The sequence below is a fragment of the Pseudomonas sp. I3-I5 genome (assembly GCF_022699445.1).
GTDB lineage: Bacteria > Pseudomonadota > Gammaproteobacteria > Pseudomonadales > Pseudomonadaceae > Aquipseudomonas > Aquipseudomonas fulva.
Window position 1 is genome coordinate 4,302,237 of sequence record NZ_CP093940.1, and the last position, 22,871, is coordinate 4,325,107.

Here is a 22,871-nt window from a genome sequence, read left to right on the forward strand (position 1 = left end):
CTCCCATGCGTGGCGCTTTCTTATACCGTTGCGAAGCCCGTCACGCCGCGCCCCACATCTTGTGCGGGTCGATCACGAATTTCTTCGGCACACCTGCATCGAACTCGCCATACCCTTCCGGCGCCTGATCCAGGTTGATCACCTGCACACCCACCACTTCGGCAATGTTGATGCGGTCCCACATGATCGCCTGCATCAGCTGGCGGTTGTACTTCATGGTTGGCGTCTGCCCGGTGTGGAAGCTGTGCGACTTGGCCCAGCCCAGTCCGAAACGGATGCTCAGTGCACCGATCTTGGCAGCCGCGTCTACAGCGCCCGGGTCTTCGGTCACGTACAGGCCAGGGATACCGATCTGGCCGGCAACTCGGGTTACCTGCATCAGCGAGTTAAGAACAGTGGCCGGCGCCTCGTGCTTGGCACCTTCATGGCCGTGGCCACGGGCTTCGAAGCCGACGGCATCGACGGCGCAATCCACTTCCGGCTCGCCAAGAATGTCCACGATCTGTTCGTGCAGCGGGGTGTCTTTGGACAGGTCGACCACTTCGAAGCCCTGGGACTTGGCGTGAGCCAGGCGAGCAGGGTTCAGGTCGCCCACGATCACACAGGCAGCGCCCAGCAGGCGAGCCGAAGCAGCGGCAGCCAGGCCCACAGGGCCGGCACCTGCAACATAGACGGTGCTGCCTGGGCCTACGCCTGCAGTCACGGCACCGTGGTAACCGGTTGGCAGAATGTCGGACAGGCAAGTCAGGTCACGGATCTTTTCCATGGCCTTGTCGCGCTCAGGGAGCTTCAGGAGGTTGAAGTCGGCGTATGGCACCAGTACATATTCGGCCTGACCACCGGTCCAGTCGCCCATGTCCACATAACCGTAGGCACCACCGGCGCGGGCCGGGTTTACGGTGAGGCAGACACCGGTGTGCATTTCCTTGCAGGAACGGCAACGGCCGCAGGCGACGTTGAATGGCACCGAGACCAGATCGCCGATCTGCATGCGCTCGACGTCACTGCCCTTCTCGACGATTTCACCAGTAATTTCGTGGCCCAGAACCAGGCCGACCTGGGCAGTGGTGCGGCCGCGGACCATGTGCTGGTCAGAGCCGCAGATGTTGGTGGAGACCACCTTCAGGATCACGCCGTGCTCGATCTTCTTGCCGCGCGGGTCCTGCATTTTCGGGTAGTCGATCTTCTGCACCTCGACCTTGCCGGCGCCGAGATATACCACTCCACGATTGCCAGACATGCTCTTACCTCGCTTGATTTGTATTTATGCAGCGGTGGTTGAACGCGCCGCCATCCATGGGCGGCATGTGTTTCTGGAATGGGGGAATTGTGGGCCGGATGGGGCCCGATGCACTGACTGGGAGCGACAGGGAGATGCCTTTTAGCGGCAGGTTTGTCGCGGGAAGATAAGGCGCACACACAGGGAGAGGCAGAGGCGAGCCTCGCCGCGACCCAAGCGGCGAGGAGGCCAGCAAAAACGCTAAAGAACGACCGTGCGATTGGCGTTGAGAAACACCCGCTTTTCGATGTGGTATCCCACCGCCCGTGCCAGGGTCAGGCACTCGATGTCTCGCCCCTTGGCGATCAGGTCTTCGGGGTAATAGGTATGGTCCACCACTTCAACACCTTGGGCGATGATCGGCCCTTCATCCAAGTCATTGTTGATGTAGTGCGCCGTGGCCCCGACCATCTTCACACCCTTGTTGTACGCCTGGTGGTAAGGCTTGGCACCCTTGAACCCCGGTAGCAACGAGTGGTGGATGTTGATCGCGCGGCCATCGAGCTGGCGGCACAGCTCGGGCGAGAGCACCTGCATGTAGCGCGCGAGGATAACCAGCTCTGCGCCCGTCTGTTCGATCACCTGCAACACCTTGCGCTCTTGTGCAGGCTTGTCCTTCGGGTCGAGCGCGAAATGGTAGTAGGGAATCTTGTGCCAGTGTGCCAACGGCTCGAGGTCGGGGTGGTTGGAGACCACCGCCACCACGTCCATGCCCAGTTGACCGATACGCTGGCGATACAGCAGGTCGTTCAGACAATGGTCGGCCTTGGACACCATGATCACCACCTTGGGGCGATGGTTGGGAGCCGTCAGCTCGAACGCCATGCCAAACGCCTCGCTGCGCTCGGCAAGGCCTGCACGCAACCCGTCTTCGTCGAAGCCGTCAGGCACGCGAAACTCCACGCGAATGAAGAAGCGCCCGGACAGCCGATCATCGAAGGAATGGTGCTCCGTCACGTAGCAGCGTTGCTCGAAGAGGTAACGCGTCACCACGTCGACGGTACCGAGCATGCTCGGGCAGTCGGCGGTGAGAATCCAGGTATCCGGTGCCCGACTCATGGCAGTTCTCCTTAAGCTTCGATGGCCAGCCCGTACTCGGCCGATGCGTCCTGCAGCCACATCCACCAGTAATCGGAGAAGCTGCGGCGGATGACCAGCTCCCAGGTGTCTTCGGCAGTACGCCGAATCACCAGCTGCGACTTGGCGAACACCGTGCCGACAGCCTTGCCGACCGGGAAGTTGTTCGGATGCACGTCGTAGCTGGTGGACTTCATCAGCACGTCGCGCACGTTCGGGCCGCGCAGCTCCAGCAGGCTCTGCCCACCGCTGACATTGACCACCTGGATGTGTTGCCCTTCAAGGGCAGCACGCAGCTTTTGTTCAATCGCCACTTCCTGCCCACCCGGGACGATCAGCAGCCACTCATCAGGACCGACCCATTGCAGCGACAGATCGCCGTTGGCCACGACGGTCAATGCCACCGGCAACTCCAGGCCCAGGGCCTTGTGTACGCCACCGGCAAAGGCTGGATCATGACCGTTGCCACGCAGGGTCAGGTGGCCGAGAAACTTGCGCTCGCGCAGGGTCACGCCAGCGTTGTTGCGGCCCTTGCCCACCAGGCTTGCCAGGTCGGCGTGGTGCAATGGCGACTCGGCCTTGGCCGAGGCGCCGGGGTTTTGCTCGAAGACGTTGATAGCGCTCATTTCATACCTGCCTTGAATTCTTGTTCGTCGATGGGATGCAGACACCCGGTCCAGCAAGCTCTGCCAGCCTCATCGCCGGCGAGCCGGCGCTTACTGAGCGTGCATGAACCTCGGTGTCTGCACCGCGCCTGTAGGAGCCGGCCGGCCTGCGACCCGGCCTGGCCTGCTCCCCAGGGGCCCGGAGTCAAACGTTCTGCCGCTCACCCTTCGGATCGAAGAACACCGAAGACACGATTTCCGCCTCGATCACGCTGCCATCGGCCTGAGGCGAGTAGACACGCTCGCCCATGCGCTTGAGGCCGCCCTTGACCACACCCATGGCGAACGAATAGCCCAGGGAGTTGGCGGCGTAGCTGGAGGTGACGTGGCCAACCATGTCCATCGGGATGGGCTGCTTCGGATCGAACACCAGCTGAGCGCCTTCGGGCAGCCACTGGTTCGGGTCGATCGGTTTCAGGCCAACCAGCTGCTTGCGGTTTTCACGCACGCAGTCCTCACGGTTCATGCCGCGCAGGCCAATCCACGAATACGGCTTGTTGCGCCCCACGCACCAGCTCATGTTCAGGTCGTCCGGCGTCATCGAGCCGTCCGTGTCCTGGCCGACGATGATGAAGCCCTTCTCGGCACGCAGCACGTGCATGGTCTCGGTGCCGTACGGGGTCAGGTTGTACTTCTTGCCTGCCTCGACGATCTGCTCCAGCACGCCCATGGCGTAGTTGGCTTGCACGTTGATTTCATACGACAGCTCACCGGTGAACGAGATACGGAACACACGGGCTGGCACACCACCGACGTTGCCTTCCTTCCAGGTCATGAACGGGAAGGCTTCCTTGTCCATGTCGATGTCGGTCAGCTCGCTGAGCAGCTTGCGGCTGTTCGGCCCGGACAAGGTCATGGTCGCCCAGTGGTCGGTCACCGAGGTGAAATACACCTTCAGGTCTGGCCACTCGGTCTGGTGGTACAGCTCCAGCCATTGCAACACGCGCGCCGCGCCGCCAGTGGTGGTGGTCATGATGAAGTGGTTGTCGCCGACGCAGGCGGTTACGCCGTCGTCGAACACCATGCCGTCTTCCTTGCACATCAGACCATAGCGCGCCTTGCCCACATCGAGCTTGGTCCAGGCGTTGGTGTACACGCGGTTGAGGAACTCACGCGAATCCGGGCCCTGGATATCGATCTTGCCCAGGGTGGAGGCGTCCAGGAAGCCGACGCTGTCACGCACCGCCTTGCATTCGCGGGCAACGGCGGCGTGGATGTCTTCACCGGCTTTGGGGAAGTACCACGGGCGCTTCCACTGACCAACGTCTTCGAACTCGGCGCCATTCTTCACGTGCCAGGCATGCAGGGCCGTGAAGCGCACGGGCTCGAACAGGTGCCCACAGTGACGACCCGCCACCGCGCCGAATGTCACCGGCGTGTAGTTGGGGCGGAACATGGTGGTGCCCATTTCCGGAATGGTGATGCCCATCGAACGCGCCGCAATGGCCAGGCCGTTGATGTTGCCCAGTTTGCCCTGGTCGGTACCGAAGCCCAACGCGGTGTAGCGTTTGACGTGCTCGACCGACTCGAAGCCTTCACGGGTAGCCAGCTCGATGGCAGCGGCCGTCACGTCGTTCTGCTGATCGACGAACTGTTTAGGCGCACGTGCGGTGCCCTTGTCGTGTGGCACCTGGAACAGCGCCAGGGTGGCGTCTTCCTTGCGCGAGACGGTTTTCGGCAAGGTGCCTACGGTCGCCTTGAAGCCTGCTTCGGTGGCTGCACGCACGCCGCCTTCGAAGCCGTCGGCAATGGCATCGCCCAACGGATAGACACCGTTGATGCCGCCAACGCACTCACGCTTTTGCGGGGCATTGCCCGGCACGAAGCCCAGAATGTCTTCACGCCATACCGGACGGCCGCCCAGGTGCGAAGCCAGGTGAACCACAGGGCTATAGCCCCCGGAGGTGGCGATCAGGTCGCATTCGAGGGTTTCGCCAGGGCTGGTGACCTTGTGAGCCTGCACATCGATGGCGGCCACCCGAGCACCCGTGACGTGCTTGCTGCCCTTGGCTTCGATGACAGCACTGGAGGTGAGGATACGAATACCCTTGGCACGCGCTTCTTCGACCAGCGAGCCCCGTGGGTTGTGGCGGGCATCGGCGATGGCCACCACCTGCAAACCTGCATCGTGCCAATCCAGCGCGGTACGGTAGGCATGGTCGTTGTTGGTCGACAGCACCAGCTTGCGGCCAGGCGCTACGCCGTAGCGGCGAACATAGGTCGAAACGGCGCCGGCCAGCATGTTGCCTGGCACGTCGTTGTTGCCGTACACCAGCGGGCGCTCGTGGGCGCCGGTGGCCAGCACCACACGCTTGGCCCGTACACGGTGCACGCGGTGGCGCACCTGGCCGAGCGGAGCACGGTCGCCCAGGTGGTCGGTGAGGCGCTCATGGATGGTCAGGAAGTTATGGTCGTGGTAGCCGTTGACCGTGGCGCGTGGCAGCAAGGTCACTTCCGGCAGGCCTTCGAGCTCCTTGATGACGCCACTGACCCATTCAGCGGCCGGCTTGCCGTCGAGGGTTTCACGGGTGTCCAGCAGGCTGCCACCGAATTCTTCCTGCTCGTCGGCCAGGATCACGCGAGCACCGCTGCGCGCAGCCGCGAGGGCCGCCGCCAGGCCAGCAGGCCCTGCACCGACGATCAGCACGTCGCAGTGCTGGTTCATGTAGTCGTAGCTGTCCGGATCATTCTGCAGCGGCGCGCGGCCAAGGCCGGCTGCCTTGCGGATGTACTTCTCGTACGTCATCCAGAACGACTTGGGGTACATGAAGGTTTTGTAGTAGAAGCCCGGCGGCATCATGCTGCCGCCTACCTTGCCCAGGATACCCATGACGTCATTGTTGACGTTCGGCCAGCCATTGGTGCTGGTGGCGACCAGGCCCGAATACAGGGCTTGCTGGGTAGCGCGCACGTTGGGGATCTGGGTGGCTTCGCTGGAGCCGATCTGCAAGATGGCGTTCGGCTCCTCGGTGCCTGCGGCGATGATGCCGCGCGGACGCGAGTACTTGAAGCTGCGGCCGACGATGTCGACGCCGTTGGCCAGCAAAGCCGCCGCCAGGCTGTCGCCGGCATAGCCCTGGTAAGTCTTGCCGTTGAAGGTGAAGTTCAACACCTTGCTGCGGTCGATACGGCCGCCGCTGGCGAGGCGATAGGTCTGGCTCATACGTTGACTCCCCGTTCGTTTACAGCAGCCGAGCGCGCCGGTGTGTGTTCACGGGCGCTGACTTGCGGCTTCTCGCCAATCTTGTAGGTTTCCAGGATCTCGTAGGTTTCGGTGTTACGGGTGACGTTGAAATACTGACGGCAGCCGGCAACGTGGTCCCACAGTTCGTGGTGAATACCGCGCGGGTTGTCACGGTAGAACATGTACGTGCCCCACTCCTGGTCGGAGCAGGCGTTGGGGTCCAGCGGGCGGGCGATGTGCGCCTGGCCAGAGGCGTGGAACTCTTCTTCGGAGCGCAGCTCGCCGCAGTGGGGACAGAAAATATGCAACATGACGGTGTCTCCGGTTAGTGGGCGACGGCGGCAGCGCCGTGTTCGTCGATCAGGGCGCCGTTGTAGAAGCGGTCCATGGAGAACGGCGCGGCCAGGGGGTGCATCTCGCCCTTGGCCAGGCTCGCGGCGAAGACGTTGCCCGAACCTGGGGTCGCCTTGAAGCCGCCAGTACCCCAACCGCAGTTGAAGAACATGTTCTTGACCGGGGTCTTGGTGATGATCGGGCAGGCGTCCGGCGAGGTGTCGACGATGCCGCCCCATTGGCGGTTCATGCGCACACGCGAGAGGTTGGGGAACATCTCGACGATGGCCTGCAAGGTGTGCTCGATCACCGGGTACGAACCACGCTGGCCGTAGCCGACCCAGCTGTCGATACCCGCACCGATCACCAGGTCGCCCTTGTCCGACTGGCTGATGTAGCCGTGCACGGCGTTGGACATGATGACGCTGTCGATGATGGGCTTGATCGGTTCGGAAACCAGTGCCTGCAATGGGTGCGATTCGAGCGGCAGGCGGAAGCCGGCCAGCTTGGCCATATGACCGGAGTTACCTGCCGTGACCACGCCCACGCGCTTGGCGCCGATGAAGCCCTTGTTGGTTTCCACGCCGATGACTGCGCCGTTTTCCTTGCGGAAACCCGTCACTTCGGTCTGCTGGATCAAGTCCACGCCCAGGGCGTCGGCGGCACGGGCGTAGCCCCAGGCCACGGCGTCGTGGCGGGCGACGCCGCCACGGCGCTGCACGGTGGCACCCAGGATCGGGTAACGGGTGTTCTTGGAGCAGTCCAGGTACGGAATCTCGGCTGCGACCTGGGCGGTATTGAGCAGTTCGCCATCGACCCCATTGAGGCGGTTGGCGCTGACCCGGCGTTCGGAGTCACGCATGTCCTGCAGGGTGTGGCACAGGTTGTACACGCCGCGCTGGGAGAACATGACGTTGTAGTTGAGGTCCTGGGACAGGCCCTCCCACAGCTTCATGGCGTGCTCATACAGGTGGGCCGACTCGTCCCACAGGTAGTTGGAGCGCACGATGGTGGTGTTACGGGCGGTGTTGCCGCCGCCCAGGTAACCTTTTTCGATCACCGCGACATTGGTGATGCCGTGTTCCTTGGCCAGGTAGTAGGCCGTGGCCAGGCCGTGGCCACCACCGCCGACGATGACCACGTCGTACACCTTCTTCGGTGTCGGCGTACGCCACATGCGCTGCCAGTTCTCGTGGTGGCTGAGGGAGTGCTTGAGAAGGCCGAAGCCCGAGTAACGTTGCATGGTGTGGGACTCCACTCAGCGGTAAACAGGGAAATCTGCGCACAGCGCCGCGACATTGCTGGCCACATCGGCTTCGACGTCAGCGTCACCGAGGTTGTCGAGCACGTCACAGATCCAGCCGGCCAGGGCCACACATTGGGCGACCTTGAAGCCGCGGGTGGTCACCGCCGGGGTGCCGATGCGCAGGCCCGAGGTCACGAAGGGCGATTGCGGGTCGTTGGGGACGGCGTTCTTGTTGACGGTGATGTGCGCGCGGCCCAGGGCAGCGTCGGCATCTTTGCCCGTCAGGCCCTGGCGAATCAGGCTGACCAGGAACAAGTGGTTGTCGGTGCCACCGGAGACCACGTCATAACCGCGATCGATGAACACCTGGGCCATGGCCTGGGCGTTTTCGATGACCTGCTTCTGGTAGCTCTTGAACTCAGGCTCAAGCGCTTCCTTGAAGCACACCGCCTTGCCGGCGATCACGTGCATCAGCGGGCCGCCTTGGGCGCCCGGGAAGACGGCAGCGTTGAGTTTCTTCTCGATCTCTTCGTTCGATTTGGCCAGGATCAGGCCGCCACGCGGGCCGCGCAGGGTCTTGTGGGTGGTGGTGGTCACCACATCCGCGAACGGGATCGGATTCGGGTAAAGGCCCGCAGCGACCAAGCCGGCCACGTGGGCCATGTCCACGAACAACAGCGCCCCGACCTTGTCGGCGATGGCGCGGAAACGCGGGAAGTCCAGGGTCTTGGAGTAGGCCGAGAAGCCCGCGACGATCATTCTAGGCTTGTGCTCGACCGCCAGTCGCTCGACTTCGTCGTAATCGATCAGGCCGGTATCGGTGTCGATGCCGTACTGCACGGCGTTGTACAGCTTGCCCGAGGACGACACCTTGGCGCCGTGGGTCAGGTGGCCGCCATGGGCCAGGCTCATGCCCAGGATGGTGTCGCCAGGCTGCAGCAGCGCCAGGTACACCGCGCTGTTGGCCGAGGAGCCGGAGTGCGGCTGAACGTTGGCATAGTCGGCACCGAACAGCTGCTTGGCGCGCTCGATGGCCAGCGCTTCGACCTTGTCGACGTGCTCGCAGCCGCCGTAGTAACGCTTGCCTGGGTAGCCTTCGGCGTATTTGTTGGTCAGGCCGCTGCCTTGGGCCTGCATCACGCGCTTGGACGTATAGTTCTCCGAGGCGATCAGCTCGATGTGGTCTTCCTGACGCTGCTCTTCGGCACTCATCGCCGCCAGCAGTGCATCGTCATAACCCTGGATCTGGTCTTGCTTGCTGAACATCTTGTATCTCCCGGCAGCGATCATTTTTTGTTCGGAGGGTTCACTCTGACCCTTTGTGGCGATGGTAGGGCTGGCCGGGGTGTGCCAGATGCCTGCGCACGCCTTGCAATGGCGCGTTTACGACATTGGTCAGCGTCCGGATCACACTGGCCACACGTACGGCGCCCGGTGGGAGGCACAGGCCTGAAAACCAGCCGAGCCAAGCCCCCGTCTGCTCAAAGGGCAACGCTCACCCGTGTGGCGCTTCGGCGAGGTTGGCCACATTCGAATGTCGAGGATTCCTTGAACACACGACCTGAAAACGCACGGGTATCCGGGTTGTATAGTCAACCGCTGAATCGATGGTTTAGAGTGCTGTTCTGCGTCGTTCACAGGACAGTGTCATGACAGATAAGAGCCAACAATTCGCCAGCGACAACTATTCCGGCATCTGCCCGGAGGCCTGGTCTGCGATGGAAAAAGCCAACCACGGCCACGACCGCGCCTACGGCGACGATCAATGGACTTCGCGCGCCTCGGAATACTTTCGGGCCTTGTTCGAAACCGACTGCGAAGTGTTCTTCGCCTTTAACGGCACCGCCGCCAACTCCCTGGCCCTGGCCTCGCTGTGCCAGAGTTACCACAGCGTGATCTGCTCCGAGACCGCGCATGTCGAAACCGACGAGTGCGGCGCGCCGGAGTTCTTTTCCAACGGGTCCAAGCTGCTGACGGCACGCAGCGTCGGCGGCAAGCTCACGCCCGACAGCATCCGTGAAGTGGCGCTCAAGCGGCTGGACATCCACTACCCGAAACCGCGGGTGGTCACGCTCACGCAGGCCACTGAAGTCGGCACTGTTTACCGTCCCGACGAACTCAAGGCGATCAGCGAGACCTGCCGGGAGCTGAACCTGCACCTGCACATGGATGGCGCACGCTTTTCCAATGCCTGTGCCTTCCTGGGCTGCTCGCCTGCCGAGCTGACCTGGAAAGCGGGAGTGGATGTGCTGTGTTTTGGCGGCACCAAGAACGGCATGGCCGTGGGCGAGGCGATTCTGTTCTTCAACCGCGAGCTGGCCGAAGACTTCGATTACCGCTGCAAGCAGGCTGGGCAATTGGCTTCGAAGATGCGCTTCCTGTCGGCACCTTGGGTCGGTTTGCTGGAAGACGGCGCGTGGTTGCGGCATGCGCAGCACGCCAACCATTGTGCGCAGCTGCTGGCCTCGCTGGTGCAGGATCTGCCTGGCGTCGAGGCGATGTTCCCAGTAGAGGCCAATGGCGTGTTTCTGCAACTTCCCGAGCCTGCACTGACTGCGTTGCGGGATGAAGGATGGCGCTTCTACACGTTCATCGGCAATGGCGGCGCTCGCTTCATGTGCTCCTGGGATACCGAGGCGGCACGGGTCGAGGCCCTGGCATCGGCCATACGCCGAATCGTGGCAGCCTAAGATCGACTGCGACTAGCAGATTTGCCAGTTGGGCGTGGTGCACCGCCTGGGTACCTTGGGCCCTCTAGTCCTAAGAGTATCCGCCATGAAATCTCTGAACGCACCTGATCGCCCATACAGCTCTGTACCAGTGGATCCGGAAAAACTGTTGCAAGCTAGCTTCGGCAGCATTTTTCCGGAACCTGCCTTGAATCACCGCGTCTGGGTACGCTACATCGAATTGGATGAAGCATCGGACACTGCGGTTCTTAGTGTGCAAGCGCAAAACGTCGACGATGGCTCGACCCAGTTCTACACCGCGCAAGTTACCCGCCAGCAAGCCATAGACTGGAGCGGCCCACTCGATATAGTCATTGTCGATGGTAGCTACCACCATATCGAGCAAAAGCTCGTAACCAACAACCCTAAAGCCACTGCTCTTAAAACGTTGCCATGCCCCACGGATGCTCTCGTGCTCGGCGAGAAACACCAGGCGGCCCTGTACGCACCCAAAGGTACGGTGATCATGCTGCCAAGCACGTGGGAGACGGTTCATCACAGGACGCTGTATCACCTGGCAGACGGCACGCGTAAGTTCATCGTGAACCTTGGCGGTGACCGGCACCTGGAATACCCAGTCGATACCAGTGCTGGCCCGCTCGGTGTACCCGGCGATTTCATGGCGTTTGAGGGCAGTGGTTACGTGAGCCTGATCGTTGGTCGCTTATCGGAGAGGGAACTCATTAGAGACGACTCGAAACCGTTGATGCTCCTGGGCCTGGGCAAAGGGCAGTGGTTACGTGAGCCTGATCGTTGGTCGCTTATCGGAGGGGGAACTCATTAGAGACGACTCGAAACCGTTGATGCTCCTGGGCCCGGGCAAAGTGCAGGGCGTTGTAAACCCCGATTGAGCACGCGGCGCTAGGTGACTGCTGCACCAGCGGCCGTGGGCCGCTGGTGAAGTGAACGCGTCATCCGGCAAAGGCTGGCGCTTCTACACCTTCATCGGCAGCGGCGATGCGCGGCTCATGTGTTCCTGGGACACCGAGCAAGAACGTGTGCGTGAGCTGGCGGCAGACATCCAGGCCATCGCTGGCACCTGATACTTCTGCCAGTTTCTCTCTGCCGGACAGGACGATAGGCTGCTTACACCTGGCCGGGTAACCACTCTTGTGACATGGAGAAACGCGATGAACGAAAAAAATCAGGCAGTGCTCAGCGAAGCTGATGTTGCCAAGTGCATCAAGGTTGGCGACCGGATCAATGGCCAGGTCGTCACGGAGAAGGTGTGGACCCGCGACACCCCGGGGAACCTTACCGTTCACGTCATCTATAACAGTGACATCGCAGAGCGGGTGGAAGTACTCGATCCCGATATACTTTTCACCGTGCGTGAAGGCCTGGTGAGTTCAGGCGAGGTGTACGAAAAAAAACGTGTGGAAACACAGTACACCAAGTCTGATTCGGGTTGGACTGTCCAGGAAGTTCATTACGACCTGTTCGACGTGCTGAGTCTTAAGACTTGATAATCCAGATGCCGCCTCCTGCTCCGGACTGAGCGAAAGCAGGGCGCTTGGTGTGGTTGCCAGTGAAGCCATTGCTTTGCAAGCAGGACCACCTACACCTTCAGTCATTCAATGGCTGGAGAAAACGTGAAGCGTGGGGGCGGGGTTAGCCGCTCCCACGTAGCTTGGCCAACGGCCTGTCACTGCTCGGCGATGGTCCGAACGATCGCATCCACCGTGGCGTCGATCTGTGCCTGGGTCCGGGCAAGGGTCCGCTGATGTTCCTTCTGCAGTTCGACCTGCTTTGAGCACAGGTTCAAGGCTGCCAGTACCAGCAGCTTGTCGCCGATCAGGGTCGGATACGAACGCTTGGTCTCGGCCAGGGCAGTGTTCAACATACGCACCGCGTGCGCCAAGGTCTCTTCCTGGCCTTCGGGCGCCTTGATCGAATAGTCGTTGCCCAGGATCGACACGACATTGACCGGCTGCGCTTGCAGGCTCATGCGTTGACGACACCCGCGCTGGCACGGTCGACCAACGCCTGGATACGGGCGGCGGTGGCGCCGTTCTTTTCTTCCTGCTCCATCAACGACAGCTGCAGGGTTTCGTTCTCTTCGTTTGCCTGGGCCAGTTGCTGGCCGAGGACGTTGTTTTGCTCGGTGAGTTGAGCGTTCTTTTGCATCAGGTCGCTGACCAGTTGCTCGAGTTGATTCAGGGAAGCTTCAAGCATGGGTCTATCTCAGGTTGTTGCGAGGGGCGCACACGATAAAGAAAACCGTTGCCCATCGCCATTAAATATCGGATTTACAAGGGTTGTGCCCCGCACATTGACAGGGTAACCCCCCTCTTGTTCCGACCTGAGTCAACCATCGGTCAGTCAAAGACGTGGGGCTGCACCGCAGCCCCCGACAGATCCAAGCTGTGCCCTGGATTCAATAATCGATGCGCACATCCCCTTTCGGTACGCTGCAACATGACAGGATGTAGCCTTCGGCCTCGTCTTCCTCGGTGATGCCGCCGTTGTGTTCCATCTCCACTTCGCCGCCCAGCTTCAACACCTTGCAGGTACCGCAGATCCCCATGCCGCAGGCTTTAGGGATCATCAGCCCGACTTTCGCCGCCGCTGCGTGCACGGTTTCGCCCGGCGCGATGCGAATGCTTTTGTCACTGCCGATGAACTCGACCAGGTTGAGGTCGGCTGCGTCCACTTCCGGCGCATCGGCGGCCGCTTCGGCATGTTCCACTGCATCGGCCTTGGCTTCGGCTGGCGTCGCCCCGAACGACTCCTCGTGGTAATTGCTCATGTCGAAGCCGACCGCTTCGAGCATGCGCTTGACCGCCGTCATATAGGGGGTCGGGCCGCAGCAGAACACCACGCGTTCCATGTAGTCCGGCGCAATCAGCTCCATCAGCCGCTGGTTCAGGTAGCCACGGTAGCCCGCCCAGGGTTCGCCCAGGCCATGCTTCTCGCAGATGATGTGCAGGCCGAAATTGGGCACGCGGGACGCCATCTGCTCCAGTTCGCGATGGTAGATGATGTCCTTGGGTGAACGGGCGCTGTGTACGAACACCATGTCGACATTGGCGTTGGTGTCATAGAACCAGCGGGCCATCGACATGACCGGTGTGATGCCCACGCCGCCAGACAGGTACAGCACCTTGGCGCCGGGGAAGTCGATGGCGTTGAACAGCCCCACAGGTCCGTGCACCGGCAGCTCGGCACCTTCGTGCATGGTGTCATGCAGGAAGTTGGACACCAGCCCGCCGGGTACGCGCTTGACTGTGATGGAGAAGCTGTAGGGCACCGAAGGCGAGCTGGATATGGTGTAGGAACGCATGACCGGCTTGCCTTCGATTTCCAGCTCCAGGGTCACGAATTGCCCAGGCTTGAAGAAGAACATGATCGGCTGGTCTGCCATGAAGCAGAAGGTGCGCACGTCCCAGGTCTCCTGGATGACCTTGACGCAGCGCACGATGTGGCGGCCGTTGGCCCAGGTCTGGGTAGTGACCGGATTGAGGAAGGTTTCGGACATGTTCATCTCCAGCAGCCGACAGTTGGCCTTTTTATGGCTCGGATGATGCTCAAGCTTGCGACCTTGAACATTCCTGCCAGCGACATCGGCGTACTTATCGCGACCAGCCCCGCACGACAAGGGTTGTGGCGTCGTAATTCAAATCGGCCATGTCGCCCATGGATACGGTTCACGCCGCCTTCGCACGCACACTCCACCGCAAAACAACACGCTGTTCATGGTTAACAGCCTTGCGGCACCACAACAACGATTAGCCACCTTTTGCCGGCCGCGCACGGCCCCGAGGAATACACGATGGACGTCACCGCAACCCTGAGCCTGGGCGATCCACTTGAACCTGCACGCAAGGCGACCGCCGAGATGCTGCAAAACCGCGAGCGCACCTACTCGCTGCCCCAGCCTTTCTACACCGACGAGCGTCTGTTCCAGATCGACATGCAGGAGATTTTCCACAAGGAGTGGCTGATCGCTGGCATGACCTGCGAGATCCCGGCGAAAGGCAATTACCTCACGCTGCAGATCGGCAAGAACCCGATCATTGTCGTGCGCGGCACCGAGGGCAAGGTGCATGCGTTTCACAACGTCTGCCGTCACCGCGGCTCGCGCCTGTGCGTCAGCGAAAAAGGCAAGGTGGCCAAGCTGGTGTGCCCTTACCACCAGTGGACCTACGAGCTGGACGGCCGCCTGCTGTTCGCCGGCACCGAGATGGGCGCTGACTTCGACATGAACCAGTACGGCCTGAAGCCTGTGAACGTGAAGGTCGCTGGCGGTTACATCTTCATCAGCCTGGCGGAAAACCCGCCAGCCATCGACGAGTTCCTGGCCACCCTGGACCACTACATGGAACCGTACGACATGGAAAACGCCAAGGTGGCGGTGCAGACCACCTTGATGGAAAAGGCCAACTGGAAGCTGGTGCTGGAGAACAACCGCGAGTGCTACCACTGCAATGGCTCGCACCCGGAACTGTTGCAGACCCTGCTGGAGTGGGACGACACCAACGACCCGCGCGCCAGCCAGGAATTCAAGGACCACGTGGCCGCCTCTGCTGCCGCCTGGGAGGCCGAGAAGATCCCGTACCTGCACAAGAGCCATGGCCTGCGTAACCGTATCGTACGCATGCCGCTGCTCAAGGGCACGGTTTCGATGACCATGGATGGCAAGCAGGCCTGCAAGAAGTTGATGGGCCGCATCAAGAACCCGGACCTGGGCTCGATGCGCATCCTGCACCTGCCGCACTCCTGGAACCACTGCATGGGCGATCACATGATCGTGTTCACCGTATGGCCGATCAGTGCCCAGGAAACGATGGTCACCACCAAGTGGCTGGTGCACAAGGATGCCGTCGAAGGCGTGGACTACAACCCAGAAAACATGCGCAAGGTATGGGACGCCACCAACGACCAGGACCGCCGCCTGGCCGAAGAGAACCAACGTGGCATCAACTCCACGGCGTACCAGCCTGGTCCTTACTCCAAGACGTATGAGTTTGGGGTGGTGAACTTCATCGACTGGTACAGCGGGCGCTTGCTGAACAACCTGGGGGCGGAGCCTGCGCCGTATCTGAAGGAAGTGCAGGCGCAGTAACTGGCTAGAAGCCGGGATAGCGGCAACTGTCGCTATCCTTTCTTCAAGCCGGCATTAAGTAGATCTTATAGTTGCAGCCTGAGTCCGCATCCTTTCCGAGGTGCCAGGGTCTGCAGAGTGCCTGCGTCTCCCTGAAGCCCTGTCAGGGGCACTCACTGATCGCTCGGCCAACGGCAGGTTAACGAGTTCGGGCACGTTTAGTCGCCACGGTTTCGCTTGAGCCAGCCTCCACGCTTCATAGGTAGAGGTGCCCAGCGACACTATCGTCAGCGCTGCAAGCGCCCAGGTTTGCCATTTGCTGTCCGGGTCGACCGCTCTGGTCACCCCAATGGTCAACCCCGCCGTACCCGATAGGGCGCTGATACTCGATAACACCCAATCAGCCCGCTTTGGCTTGGGTATCAGCGGTTGAAGAGCTTCCACGGCAGTTTGGGAAGCCGAATTGATCCGTTTATGGAAAGACCTGAAACGTAGGCCGCTGATAAAGACGCCCATGAGGTTGGTGAAGATGCTCAGGACTGGCAGCACATATTCCTCTGGCTTTTGCCCAGTAGGGTCGCTGTGGTTGACTGGATCACCCACGCAGTAGGCATAGGCATTCAAGCCGCCGTTACCGAATGGGCTCAATATGTCGGGTGAATGGAAGCGCATGAGCGATGGCTTGTAGTGCCGGTGTCCATTCCCCAGCGGGTAGCTGAACGTCAGCGGATCGCGCAACTCTCCACAAAAGGCAAGGCTTGGCTCCGAGAGTTCGTTCCCAGTGCCATAGGGCGAATAAGCCCGATGACCTTGGCGCCCGGTGTCTGATACGGGATGTCGTCGGTTGGCGCTGTAGAGAAAGGTCGGCATGATTCCCCGAACTCGCGTGGCATGCGTGCAGGATAGACGGGCATGCAGCGCTGGGGTACTGGCAAAAATGACAGGTCTTGCACGGCGCGCGTCACCCGCTGTGCTCCCCGGTGGAAGCGGGCTTGCCCGCGATCACCGGCACAGCCGATGCCAGCCGCTGCGCGGGATGCCTGGCGGGTTCAGTCGCCAGGCATGCCCATCAGCGCAGTACGCCTTCCTCCACCAATAGTTTCACAATGGCCTCGGCACCTTCCTGCGGCGTGACGTCCTTCAACACTTTGCCCCCGCCCCCGCTGGCCTTGGCCGTGGCGGCCTTCATGCGGTCGGCGCCGCTTTTGGCCTTGATAACCTTCAGCCGTTTGGGCCGTGGGCGGGCCGGTTGCAGGGCCTCTTCGCCCAGCAGTTCATCGTCCACCACCTGTACGTCCTGCGCCGCCAGCACACCACGGCGCGCTGGTCCGAAGGCACTTTGACGCGGCTTGGGCGCGGCGTTATCCACCGTCGCCACCATGGGCAGGCGTACCTTCAAACGCCGGCGCTGACCGCGCGGTAACGCCTGCAACACTTGGGCAGTACCGTTCTCGATGGATTCCACCTCGGCCAGCCCCACCACCAGCGGCCAGCCCAGTTTTTCAGCGAGCAGGAACGGCAGCATGCCCGACCCCTCCCCCGTCTCGGCCTGGCTGCCGGTAAGCACCAGTTGCGCACCGGCACCGCGCAGGTAATCGCCCAGCACCCCCAGCACATCGGCGCCGGCGGGTTGCTCGAGCACATCAAGGTGTTCCAGGCCCATGCCCAGGTAACCGCGCAAAGCCTCCTCACGGGGATCCCCTGCATGCACGACTTGCAGGTCTTCGCCGGCCAGTTGCAGACCCAACTCGACCGCCCGTGAGTCCTGCTCGGCGCGCCGCGCGCGACCGGAGCTTGGGTGCGCACCGATCGAAACCAGGCTGATGACTTTCGTACTCATGCTCGTGCCCTTATGCCGCGTCACGCTGGGCGCCGTTGCGGAACTGCTCCACAGCGTCGATCAGTGCCTGAAGAATCGCCGCGCTGTCGCCAATCACCGACAGGTCGGCGCGTTTGATCATGTCGCAACCGGGGTCCATGTTGATCGCCACCACCTTGTCGCAGGCACCGATGCCCTGCAGGTGCTGGATAGCGCCAGAGATACCCACCGCCATGTATACACGAGCCGTTACCCACGTCCCCGTAGCGCCGACTTGGCGATCACGCGGCATGTGGCCATCGTCCACCGCCACCCGCGATGCACCTTGGGTCGCGCCCAATGCGGTGGTCGCCTTGTGAAACAGGGCCCAGTCCTTGACACCGTTGCCACCGGATACAATGAACTCGGCTTCGGCCATGGCGATCTTGGCCGGGTCGACGGCCACCGAGCCCAGGTCCTCGATGCGCGAGATACTGCGCGCCACACTGCCGGACAGCTCGACCGGCAAGGCCTCGTGACGGGTTTCGCTCACAGGCTCTGCACATTCGGCCGCAGCCAGGATCAGGCGTGGCAGCACGCGTTGCATGTCTTGCTGCCCCGCACCGGCGCGGCCGATGCACTGGCCGTCCTTGACCTGCCAGACACGCGTTGCCGGGCGCTCGCCCAGCGCAGCACCGAGGCGTCGGCCGAGCTCGCCACCGCCGGAACGGCTGTCTGGCAGCAGCCAGTGACGCGGGGTGAACTGGTTATCGACAGCGCGCAGGCCCTGCACCAACTGCTCCGGTGCATACCCTTGGTACGCCTCGCCTTCGATGACCAGCAAGCGGTCCACGCCTGCGGCGGCAAAGTTGGTTTCCTTGTGCTCGCCGAACACGATGGCCAGTACCGCGCCGTCGCTGCCCGCCAACCCATGGGCCAGGCCCAGCAGGTCGCGGTCGTGGCTACCCAGGCGCCCGCCGATCATGTCCGGTACCACGGCAATGTAGAACGCAGGCTCTGCCACCTGGTGCAGCGGCAACTGCACTTCGGCCGCAGCGCTACGCCGTGCGCCACCGCTGGTGCCCTGCTGGCCCCCCGAGCGGTCGATACGCTTGAGGCCGTTGGGGCCGATGAAGCCAGCCGCACTGGCATGGGGGTTCTTGCGCATGAGGCCGTTGGGCCCCATCCAGCTGGTTTGTTGCGTCTGCATGGCCGCATGCAGCGGATGCAGACGGTTACGGGCGATCCACTCGGCGCGAGGGTCGCGGCGGATGATGTCGCTCATCAATGCACCTCCGCAGGTTCACGTTTGGATTTCGCAGGTTTGGCAGCCGCTGGCTGGGCCTCTTCCTCGATCAGCACATCGGCCACCAGTTCGGCCAAATCCTTGATCAGCGGCCGTGGCTCTACCACCCCTTCGAGCATGGCCGTGCACTGCGGGCAGCCCACGGCGACCACTTCGGCTTCGGTGGTGCGGATGTCGTCCATGCGCATGTCGGGAATACGCTGTTTGCCCGGGATGTCGGTGATCGGCGCACCGCCGCCACCGCCACAGCAGCGTGAGCGAAAGCCCGAGCGCTCCATTTCGCGAACTTCGATGCCCAATGCGCGAAGCACCTCGCGAGGCGCCTCGTACTCGCCGTTGTAGCGGCCCAGGTAGCACGGGTCGTGGTAGGTGACGCTGCCGCCCTTGTGCTGCCCCAGGTTGAGCTTGTTGGCACCGATCAGCTCGGCAATGTAGGTGCTGTGGTGCTGCACCTGGTAGTTGCCACCCAGCGCACCGTATTCATTCTTGAGCACATGGAAGCTGTGCGGGTCGCAGGTAACGATGCGTTGGAACGTGTATTTGGCCAGGGTCTGAATGTTGCGCTTGGCCAATTGCTGGAACGTGGCTTCATCACCCAGACGGCGCGCCACGTCACCACTGTCGCGCTCCTCCAGGCCAAGCACGGCGAAATCGACGCCAGAGGCCTTGAGCACCTTGACGAACGCGCGCAGGGTGCGCTGGTTGCGCATGTCGAAGGCGCCATCACCCACCCAGAACAGCACGTCGGTACGTTTGACGTCCGCCAGCAGTTTGAGGTTGAGGTCAGCCGCCCAGTTCATGCGCCCGCCCGGGGCGAAACCGCCCGGGTTGTCGGTGGCGATCAGGTTGTCCAGCACCTCGGCGCCCTTGTTCGGGGTGGCGCCTTTTTCAAGCGTCAGGTGACGGCGCATGTCGACGATGGCATCGACATGCTCGATCATCATCGGGCACTCTTCCACACACGCCCGGCAGGTGGTGCAGGACCACAGTGTCTCGGCATCGACCAGCCCATTGACGATAGGCTGGTGGGGGTGGCCGCCGTGCTCACCCAACGGCTTGCCAGGATAGGGGCTGCCAGCGAACTTGGCATCGGTGCCGCCCGCCAGGCCGATGACCATGTCCTGAATGAGTTTTTTCGGGTTCAACGGCTGCCCGGCGGCAAAGGCCGGGCACATGGCCTCGCACTTGCCGCACTGCACGCAGGCGTCAAAGCCCAGCAGTTGGTTCCAGGTGAAGTCCACTGGCTTTTCAACGCCAAGCGGCGCACGGGGGTCTTCCAGGTCCAGCGGCTTGAGGCCAGTGGAGCGCCCGCCACCGAAACGCTCGGCGCGCCGGTGCCAGGCCAGGTGCAGGGCACCGGCGAAGGCGTGCTTCATGGGCCCGCCCCAGGTCATGCCGAAGAAAAGCTCCGACACGCCCCACAGCACGCCCAGGCCCAGAATCCCGACCATCACCCAGCCGCCCGTGTTGGCCGGCAGAATACCGGCCACGGGCAAGGTGGCGATGAAGAAGCTGGCAGCAAATACCAGCAGGCTCTTGGGCAGGCGCATCCAAGGGCCCTTGGACAGGCGCGAAGGCGGGTTCAGGCGGCGCTTGAAGACGAAGATGGCGCCGGTGAACATGATCACCGTGGCCAGCAGCAAGGCGTAGCCCAGGATCTTGCTCTGCAGGCCGAAACCATGCACCAGGATCGCCAGCAGCGCCGACAGCACGAAGCCGCCAGCGGTGGCCACGTGGGTATTGGACATGTACTTGTCGCGCTCGACCACGTGGTGCAGGTCCACCAGGTAGCGGCGCGGCATGGCCAGCAGACCGCCGATCAGGTCCACCTTGGAGGGTCGGCCTCGGCGCCACATGTTCACACGGCGCAGCGCACCGAGCACGGCAAGCCCGAGCGCGGCGAACAGCAGGATGGGTAGAAGGGTGTTCAACATGGGAAGCTCCCACAACAGCTAGATTCTTGCGCCACCCCGAAGGCCAGCGCGGGCCCCTGCGGGAGCGGCCTGGTGCTGCGAAAGGGCTATGAAGCGGCCCCAGCATCCGTGGTACTGATCAAATGCTGGGGCCGCTTCGCGACCCTTTCGTGGCACAAGGCCGCTCCTACAGGGGGGCCAGTCCCGCTTTCAGAAAGGCGGTGCGATCAGAAGTCCTTGCACAGACGCAAGGCATCGTAGATCGCCGCATGCACGTTACGCTGGGCCACACAGTCGCCGATGCGGTACAGCAGGTAGCCTTCGCCTGGCTGGCTCAAGATCGGCTGTGGCTTGATGGCGAACAGCGCCTCCACGTCGATCTGGCCCTTGTTGCGCGAACCGTCCTTGAGGGCGTAGTACAGCTGCTCGTCCGGACGCACACCGTTCTCCACCACCACCTGATCGACCACCCGCTCTTCCTTGGCGCCGGTGTACTCGTTCTCCAACACAGCGACCAGCTTGTCGCCCTCGCGGTAGACTTTCTCCAGCATCATGTCCCCGGTCATGATCACTTCCTTGGGGTACATGCTGCGGTAGTAGGTCGGGAAGGTGGTGCCGCCCATGGCGACACCCGGCTTGATGTCGTCGGTGACGATTTCGACCTGGCTACCCTTGTCGGCGATGAAGTCGGCCACCGACATGCCGGTGAACTCGCAGATGGTGTCGTACACCAGCACGTTCTTGCCCGGCGCGACCTTGCCATCGAGCACGTCCCAGCTGCTGACCACCAGCCCTTCGGCCGCACCCCAGTGTTCGTTCTGCTCCAGGAACGAATGCCCGCCCACAGCCAGCACGATGATGTCCGGGCGCAGATCCTGAATGGTGTCTACATCGGCCGCGGTCCCCAGGCGCAGGTCCACCTTCAGGCGGGCCAACTCCAATTGGTACCAGCGGGTAATACCAGCAATCTGGTCACGTTGCGGCGCCTTGGCCGCGATGGTGATCTGACCGCCGATCTGGTCGCGTTTTTCGAACAGGGTCACATCGTGGCCACGCTCGGCGGCCACGCGCGCCGCCTCCATGCCTGCAGGGCCGGCACCGACGATGACGACCTTGCGCTTGGCGCCGGTGGTCTTCTCGATGATGTGCGGCACACCCATGTACTCACGCGAGGTCGCGGCGTTCTGGATGCACAGCACGTCCAGGCCTTGGTACTGGCGGTCGATGCAGTAGTTGGCGCCGACGCACTGCTTGATCTGGTCGATCTGGCCCATCTTGATCTTGGCGATCAGGTGGGGGTCGGCCATGTGTGCACGGGTCATGCCGACCATGTCCACATAACCACCTTCGAGAATCCGGGTGGCCTGGTTCGGGTCCTTGATGTTCTGCGCGTGCAGGACCGGGACCTTGACCACTTCCTTGATGCCCGCTGCCAGGTGCAGGAACGGCTCTGGCGGGTAGCTCATGTTCGGGATGACGTTGGCCAGGGTGTTGTGGGTATCGCAACCCGAGCCCACTACCCCGATGAAGTCGAGCATGCCGGTGCCATCGTAATAGGCAGCGATCTGCTTCATGTCTTCGTGGCTGAGGCCATCGGGGTGGAACTCGTCGCCGCAGATCCGCATGCCCACGCAGAAGTCGTCGCCCACTTCGGCACGCACGGCCTTGAGCACTTCCAGGCCGAACTTCATGCGGCCTTCGAAGCTGCCGCCCCACTCGTCGGTACGCTTGTTGACGCGCGGGCTCCAGAACTGGTCGATCATGTGCTGGTGCACCGCCGACAGCTCGACGCCATCGAGGCCACCTTCCTTGGCGCGGCGGGCTGCCTGCGCGTAGTTGCCGATCACACGCCAGATCTCTTCCACCTCGATGGTCTTGCAGGTGGCACGGTGCACCGGTTCGCGGATGCCCGAGGGCGACATCAGGGTCGGCCAGTTGAAACCATCCCAGCGCGAGCGACGCCCCATGTGGGTAATCTGAATCATGATCTTGGCGCCATGCTTGTGCATGGCGTCGGCCAGGTTCTGGAAGTGCGGAATGATACGGTCGGTGGACAGGTTGACCGACGACCACCATTCCTGCGGGCTGTCGATGGCCACCACGGACGAGCCGCCGCAGATGGCCAGGCCGATGCCGCCCTTGGCCTTTTCTTCGTAATACTTCACATAGCGGTCGGTCGTCATGCCGCCGTCAGTGGCGTAGACCTCGGCGTGCGCGGTGCTGAGCACGCGGTTGCGGACGGTCAGTTTGCCGATCTGGATCGGCTGGAACATTGCTTCGAATGCCATGACGCTATC

The 22,871-nt window shown here is 62.3% G+C and carries 18 protein-coding genes and 2 pseudogenes; 5 read left to right on the top strand and 15 right to left on the bottom strand.

The window, feature by feature from the left end; translation table 11 throughout:
- Positions 1-40: 40 nt before the first annotated feature.
- The 7 genes from fdhA to MOP87_RS19300 form a co-directional block, all read right to left on the bottom strand.
- Positions 41-1,240 (bottom strand): formaldehyde dehydrogenase, glutathione-independent, encoded by a 1,200-nt coding sequence (fdhA, locus tag MOP87_RS19270; protein ID WP_023532721.1) that lies wholly within the window; start codon positions 1,238-1,240, stop codon positions 41-43.
- 240 nt (positions 1,241-1,480) lie between these two features.
- Positions 1,481-2,338: a formyltetrahydrofolate deformylase gene (gene purU, locus MOP87_RS19275; protein ID WP_028686656.1), complete on the bottom strand. Its 858-nt coding sequence runs from the start codon at positions 2,336-2,338 to the stop codon at positions 1,481-1,483.
- 11 nt (positions 2,339-2,349) lie between these two features.
- Positions 2,350-2,982: a sarcosine oxidase subunit gamma family protein gene (gene soxG, locus MOP87_RS19280; RefSeq protein ID WP_027913569.1), complete on the bottom strand. Its 633-nt coding sequence runs from the start codon at positions 2,980-2,982 to the stop codon at positions 2,350-2,352.
- A gap of 184 nt (positions 2,983-3,166) precedes the next feature.
- Positions 3,167-6,184 (bottom strand): sarcosine oxidase subunit alpha, encoded by a 3,018-nt coding sequence (locus MOP87_RS19285; protein WP_028686657.1) that lies wholly within the window; start codon positions 6,182-6,184, stop codon positions 3,167-3,169.
- On the bottom strand, positions 6,181-6,516 hold the full coding sequence (locus MOP87_RS19290; protein ID WP_027913567.1) for a sarcosine oxidase subunit delta: 336 nt from the start codon (positions 6,514-6,516) through the stop codon (positions 6,181-6,183). The genes MOP87_RS19285 and MOP87_RS19290 overlap by 4 nt, the downstream gene beginning before the upstream one ends.
- Before the next feature lie 14 nt (positions 6,517-6,530).
- Complete coding sequence (locus MOP87_RS19295; RefSeq protein ID WP_023532460.1) at positions 6,531-7,781, bottom strand: sarcosine oxidase subunit beta family protein; 1,251 nt, start codon at positions 7,779-7,781, stop codon at positions 6,531-6,533.
- 15 nt (positions 7,782-7,796) lie between these two features.
- Positions 7,797-9,050, bottom strand: a complete 1,254-nt coding sequence (locus tag MOP87_RS19300; protein WP_023532571.1) for a serine hydroxymethyltransferase — start codon at positions 9,048-9,050, stop codon at positions 7,797-7,799.
- Between the two features lie 383 nt (positions 9,051-9,433).
- Between MOP87_RS19300 and MOP87_RS19305 the strand changes: the two genes are divergently transcribed.
- From MOP87_RS19305 to MOP87_RS19320, 4 genes and pseudogenes are all read left to right on the top strand, one after another.
- Positions 9,434-10,474 (top strand): low specificity L-threonine aldolase, encoded by a 1,041-nt coding sequence (locus tag MOP87_RS19305; protein WP_028686658.1) that lies wholly within the window; start codon positions 9,434-9,436, stop codon positions 10,472-10,474.
- An 85-nt stretch (positions 10,475-10,559) separates the two neighbouring features.
- Positions 10,560-11,297, top strand: a complete 738-nt coding sequence (locus MOP87_RS19310) for a hypothetical protein (RefSeq protein WP_125921859.1) — start codon at positions 10,560-10,562, stop codon at positions 11,295-11,297.
- A 133-nt stretch (positions 11,298-11,430) separates the two neighbouring features.
- Positions 11,431-11,556, top strand: a pseudogene (locus tag MOP87_RS19315) (threonine aldolase); the annotation flags it as partial.
- Between the two features lie 87 nt (positions 11,557-11,643).
- A complete protein-coding gene (locus MOP87_RS19320; protein ID WP_027913563.1) occupies positions 11,644-11,979 on the top strand; it encodes a hypothetical protein in 336 nt (111 codons plus the stop codon).
- 179 nt (positions 11,980-12,158) lie between these two features.
- Here MOP87_RS19320 and MOP87_RS19325 read toward each other — a convergent pair whose 3' ends face one another.
- The 3 genes from MOP87_RS19325 to gbcB form a co-directional block, all read right to left on the bottom strand.
- The gene (locus MOP87_RS19325; protein WP_027913562.1) at positions 12,159-12,461 is read right to left on the bottom strand and encodes a cell division protein ZapA; all 303 of its coding nucleotides are present in this window, start codon (positions 12,459-12,461) and stop codon (positions 12,159-12,161) included.
- The gene (locus MOP87_RS19330; RefSeq protein WP_027913561.1) at positions 12,458-12,688 is read right to left on the bottom strand and encodes a hypothetical protein; all 231 of its coding nucleotides are present in this window, start codon (positions 12,686-12,688) and stop codon (positions 12,458-12,460) included. The genes MOP87_RS19325 and MOP87_RS19330 overlap by 4 nt, the downstream gene beginning before the upstream one ends.
- A gap of 202 nt (positions 12,689-12,890) precedes the next feature.
- On the bottom strand, positions 12,891-13,991 hold the full coding sequence (gene gbcB, locus MOP87_RS19335; RefSeq protein WP_028686660.1) for a glycine-betaine demethylase subunit GbcB: 1,101 nt from the start codon (positions 13,989-13,991) through the stop codon (positions 12,891-12,893).
- 294 nt (positions 13,992-14,285) lie between these two features.
- Here gbcB and gbcA point away from each other — a divergent pair, with 294 nt between their 5' ends.
- A complete protein-coding gene (gene gbcA / locus MOP87_RS19340) occupies positions 14,286-15,578 on the top strand; it encodes a glycine-betaine demethylase subunit GbcA (protein ID WP_028686661.1) in 1,293 nt (430 codons plus the stop codon).
- 540 nt (positions 15,579-16,118) lie between these two features.
- On the opposite strand, the pseudogene MOP87_RS19345 reads toward gbcA, so the two are convergent.
- The 5 genes and pseudogenes from MOP87_RS19345 to dgcA all read right to left on the bottom strand — a co-directional run.
- A pseudogene (locus MOP87_RS19345) lies at positions 16,119-16,307 on the bottom strand (RHS repeat-associated core domain-containing protein); the annotation flags it as partial.
- Positions 16,308-16,626: 319 nt separating this feature from the next.
- Positions 16,627-17,397: an electron transfer flavoprotein subunit beta gene (locus MOP87_RS19350; protein ID WP_027913558.1), complete on the bottom strand. Its 771-nt coding sequence runs from the start codon at positions 17,395-17,397 to the stop codon at positions 16,627-16,629.
- A 10-nt stretch (positions 17,398-17,407) separates the two neighbouring features.
- Positions 17,408-18,640: an electron transfer flavoprotein subunit alpha/FixB family protein gene (locus MOP87_RS19355; protein WP_110606400.1), complete on the bottom strand. Its 1,233-nt coding sequence runs from the start codon at positions 18,638-18,640 to the stop codon at positions 17,408-17,410.
- Positions 18,640-20,595 carry a dimethylglycine demethylation protein DgcB gene (gene dgcB, locus MOP87_RS19360; RefSeq protein WP_027913556.1) on the bottom strand — a complete coding sequence of 652 codons (1,956 nt, stop codon included), beginning with the start codon at positions 20,593-20,595 and terminating at the stop codon, positions 18,640-18,642. Before dgcB ends, MOP87_RS19355 begins: the two co-directional genes overlap by 1 nt.
- 206 nt (positions 20,596-20,801) lie before the next feature.
- A complete protein-coding gene (gene dgcA, locus MOP87_RS19365; protein ID WP_027913555.1) occupies positions 20,802-22,862 on the bottom strand; it encodes a dimethylglycine demethylation protein DgcA in 2,061 nt (686 codons plus the stop codon).
- Positions 22,863-22,871 lie beyond the last annotated feature (9 nt).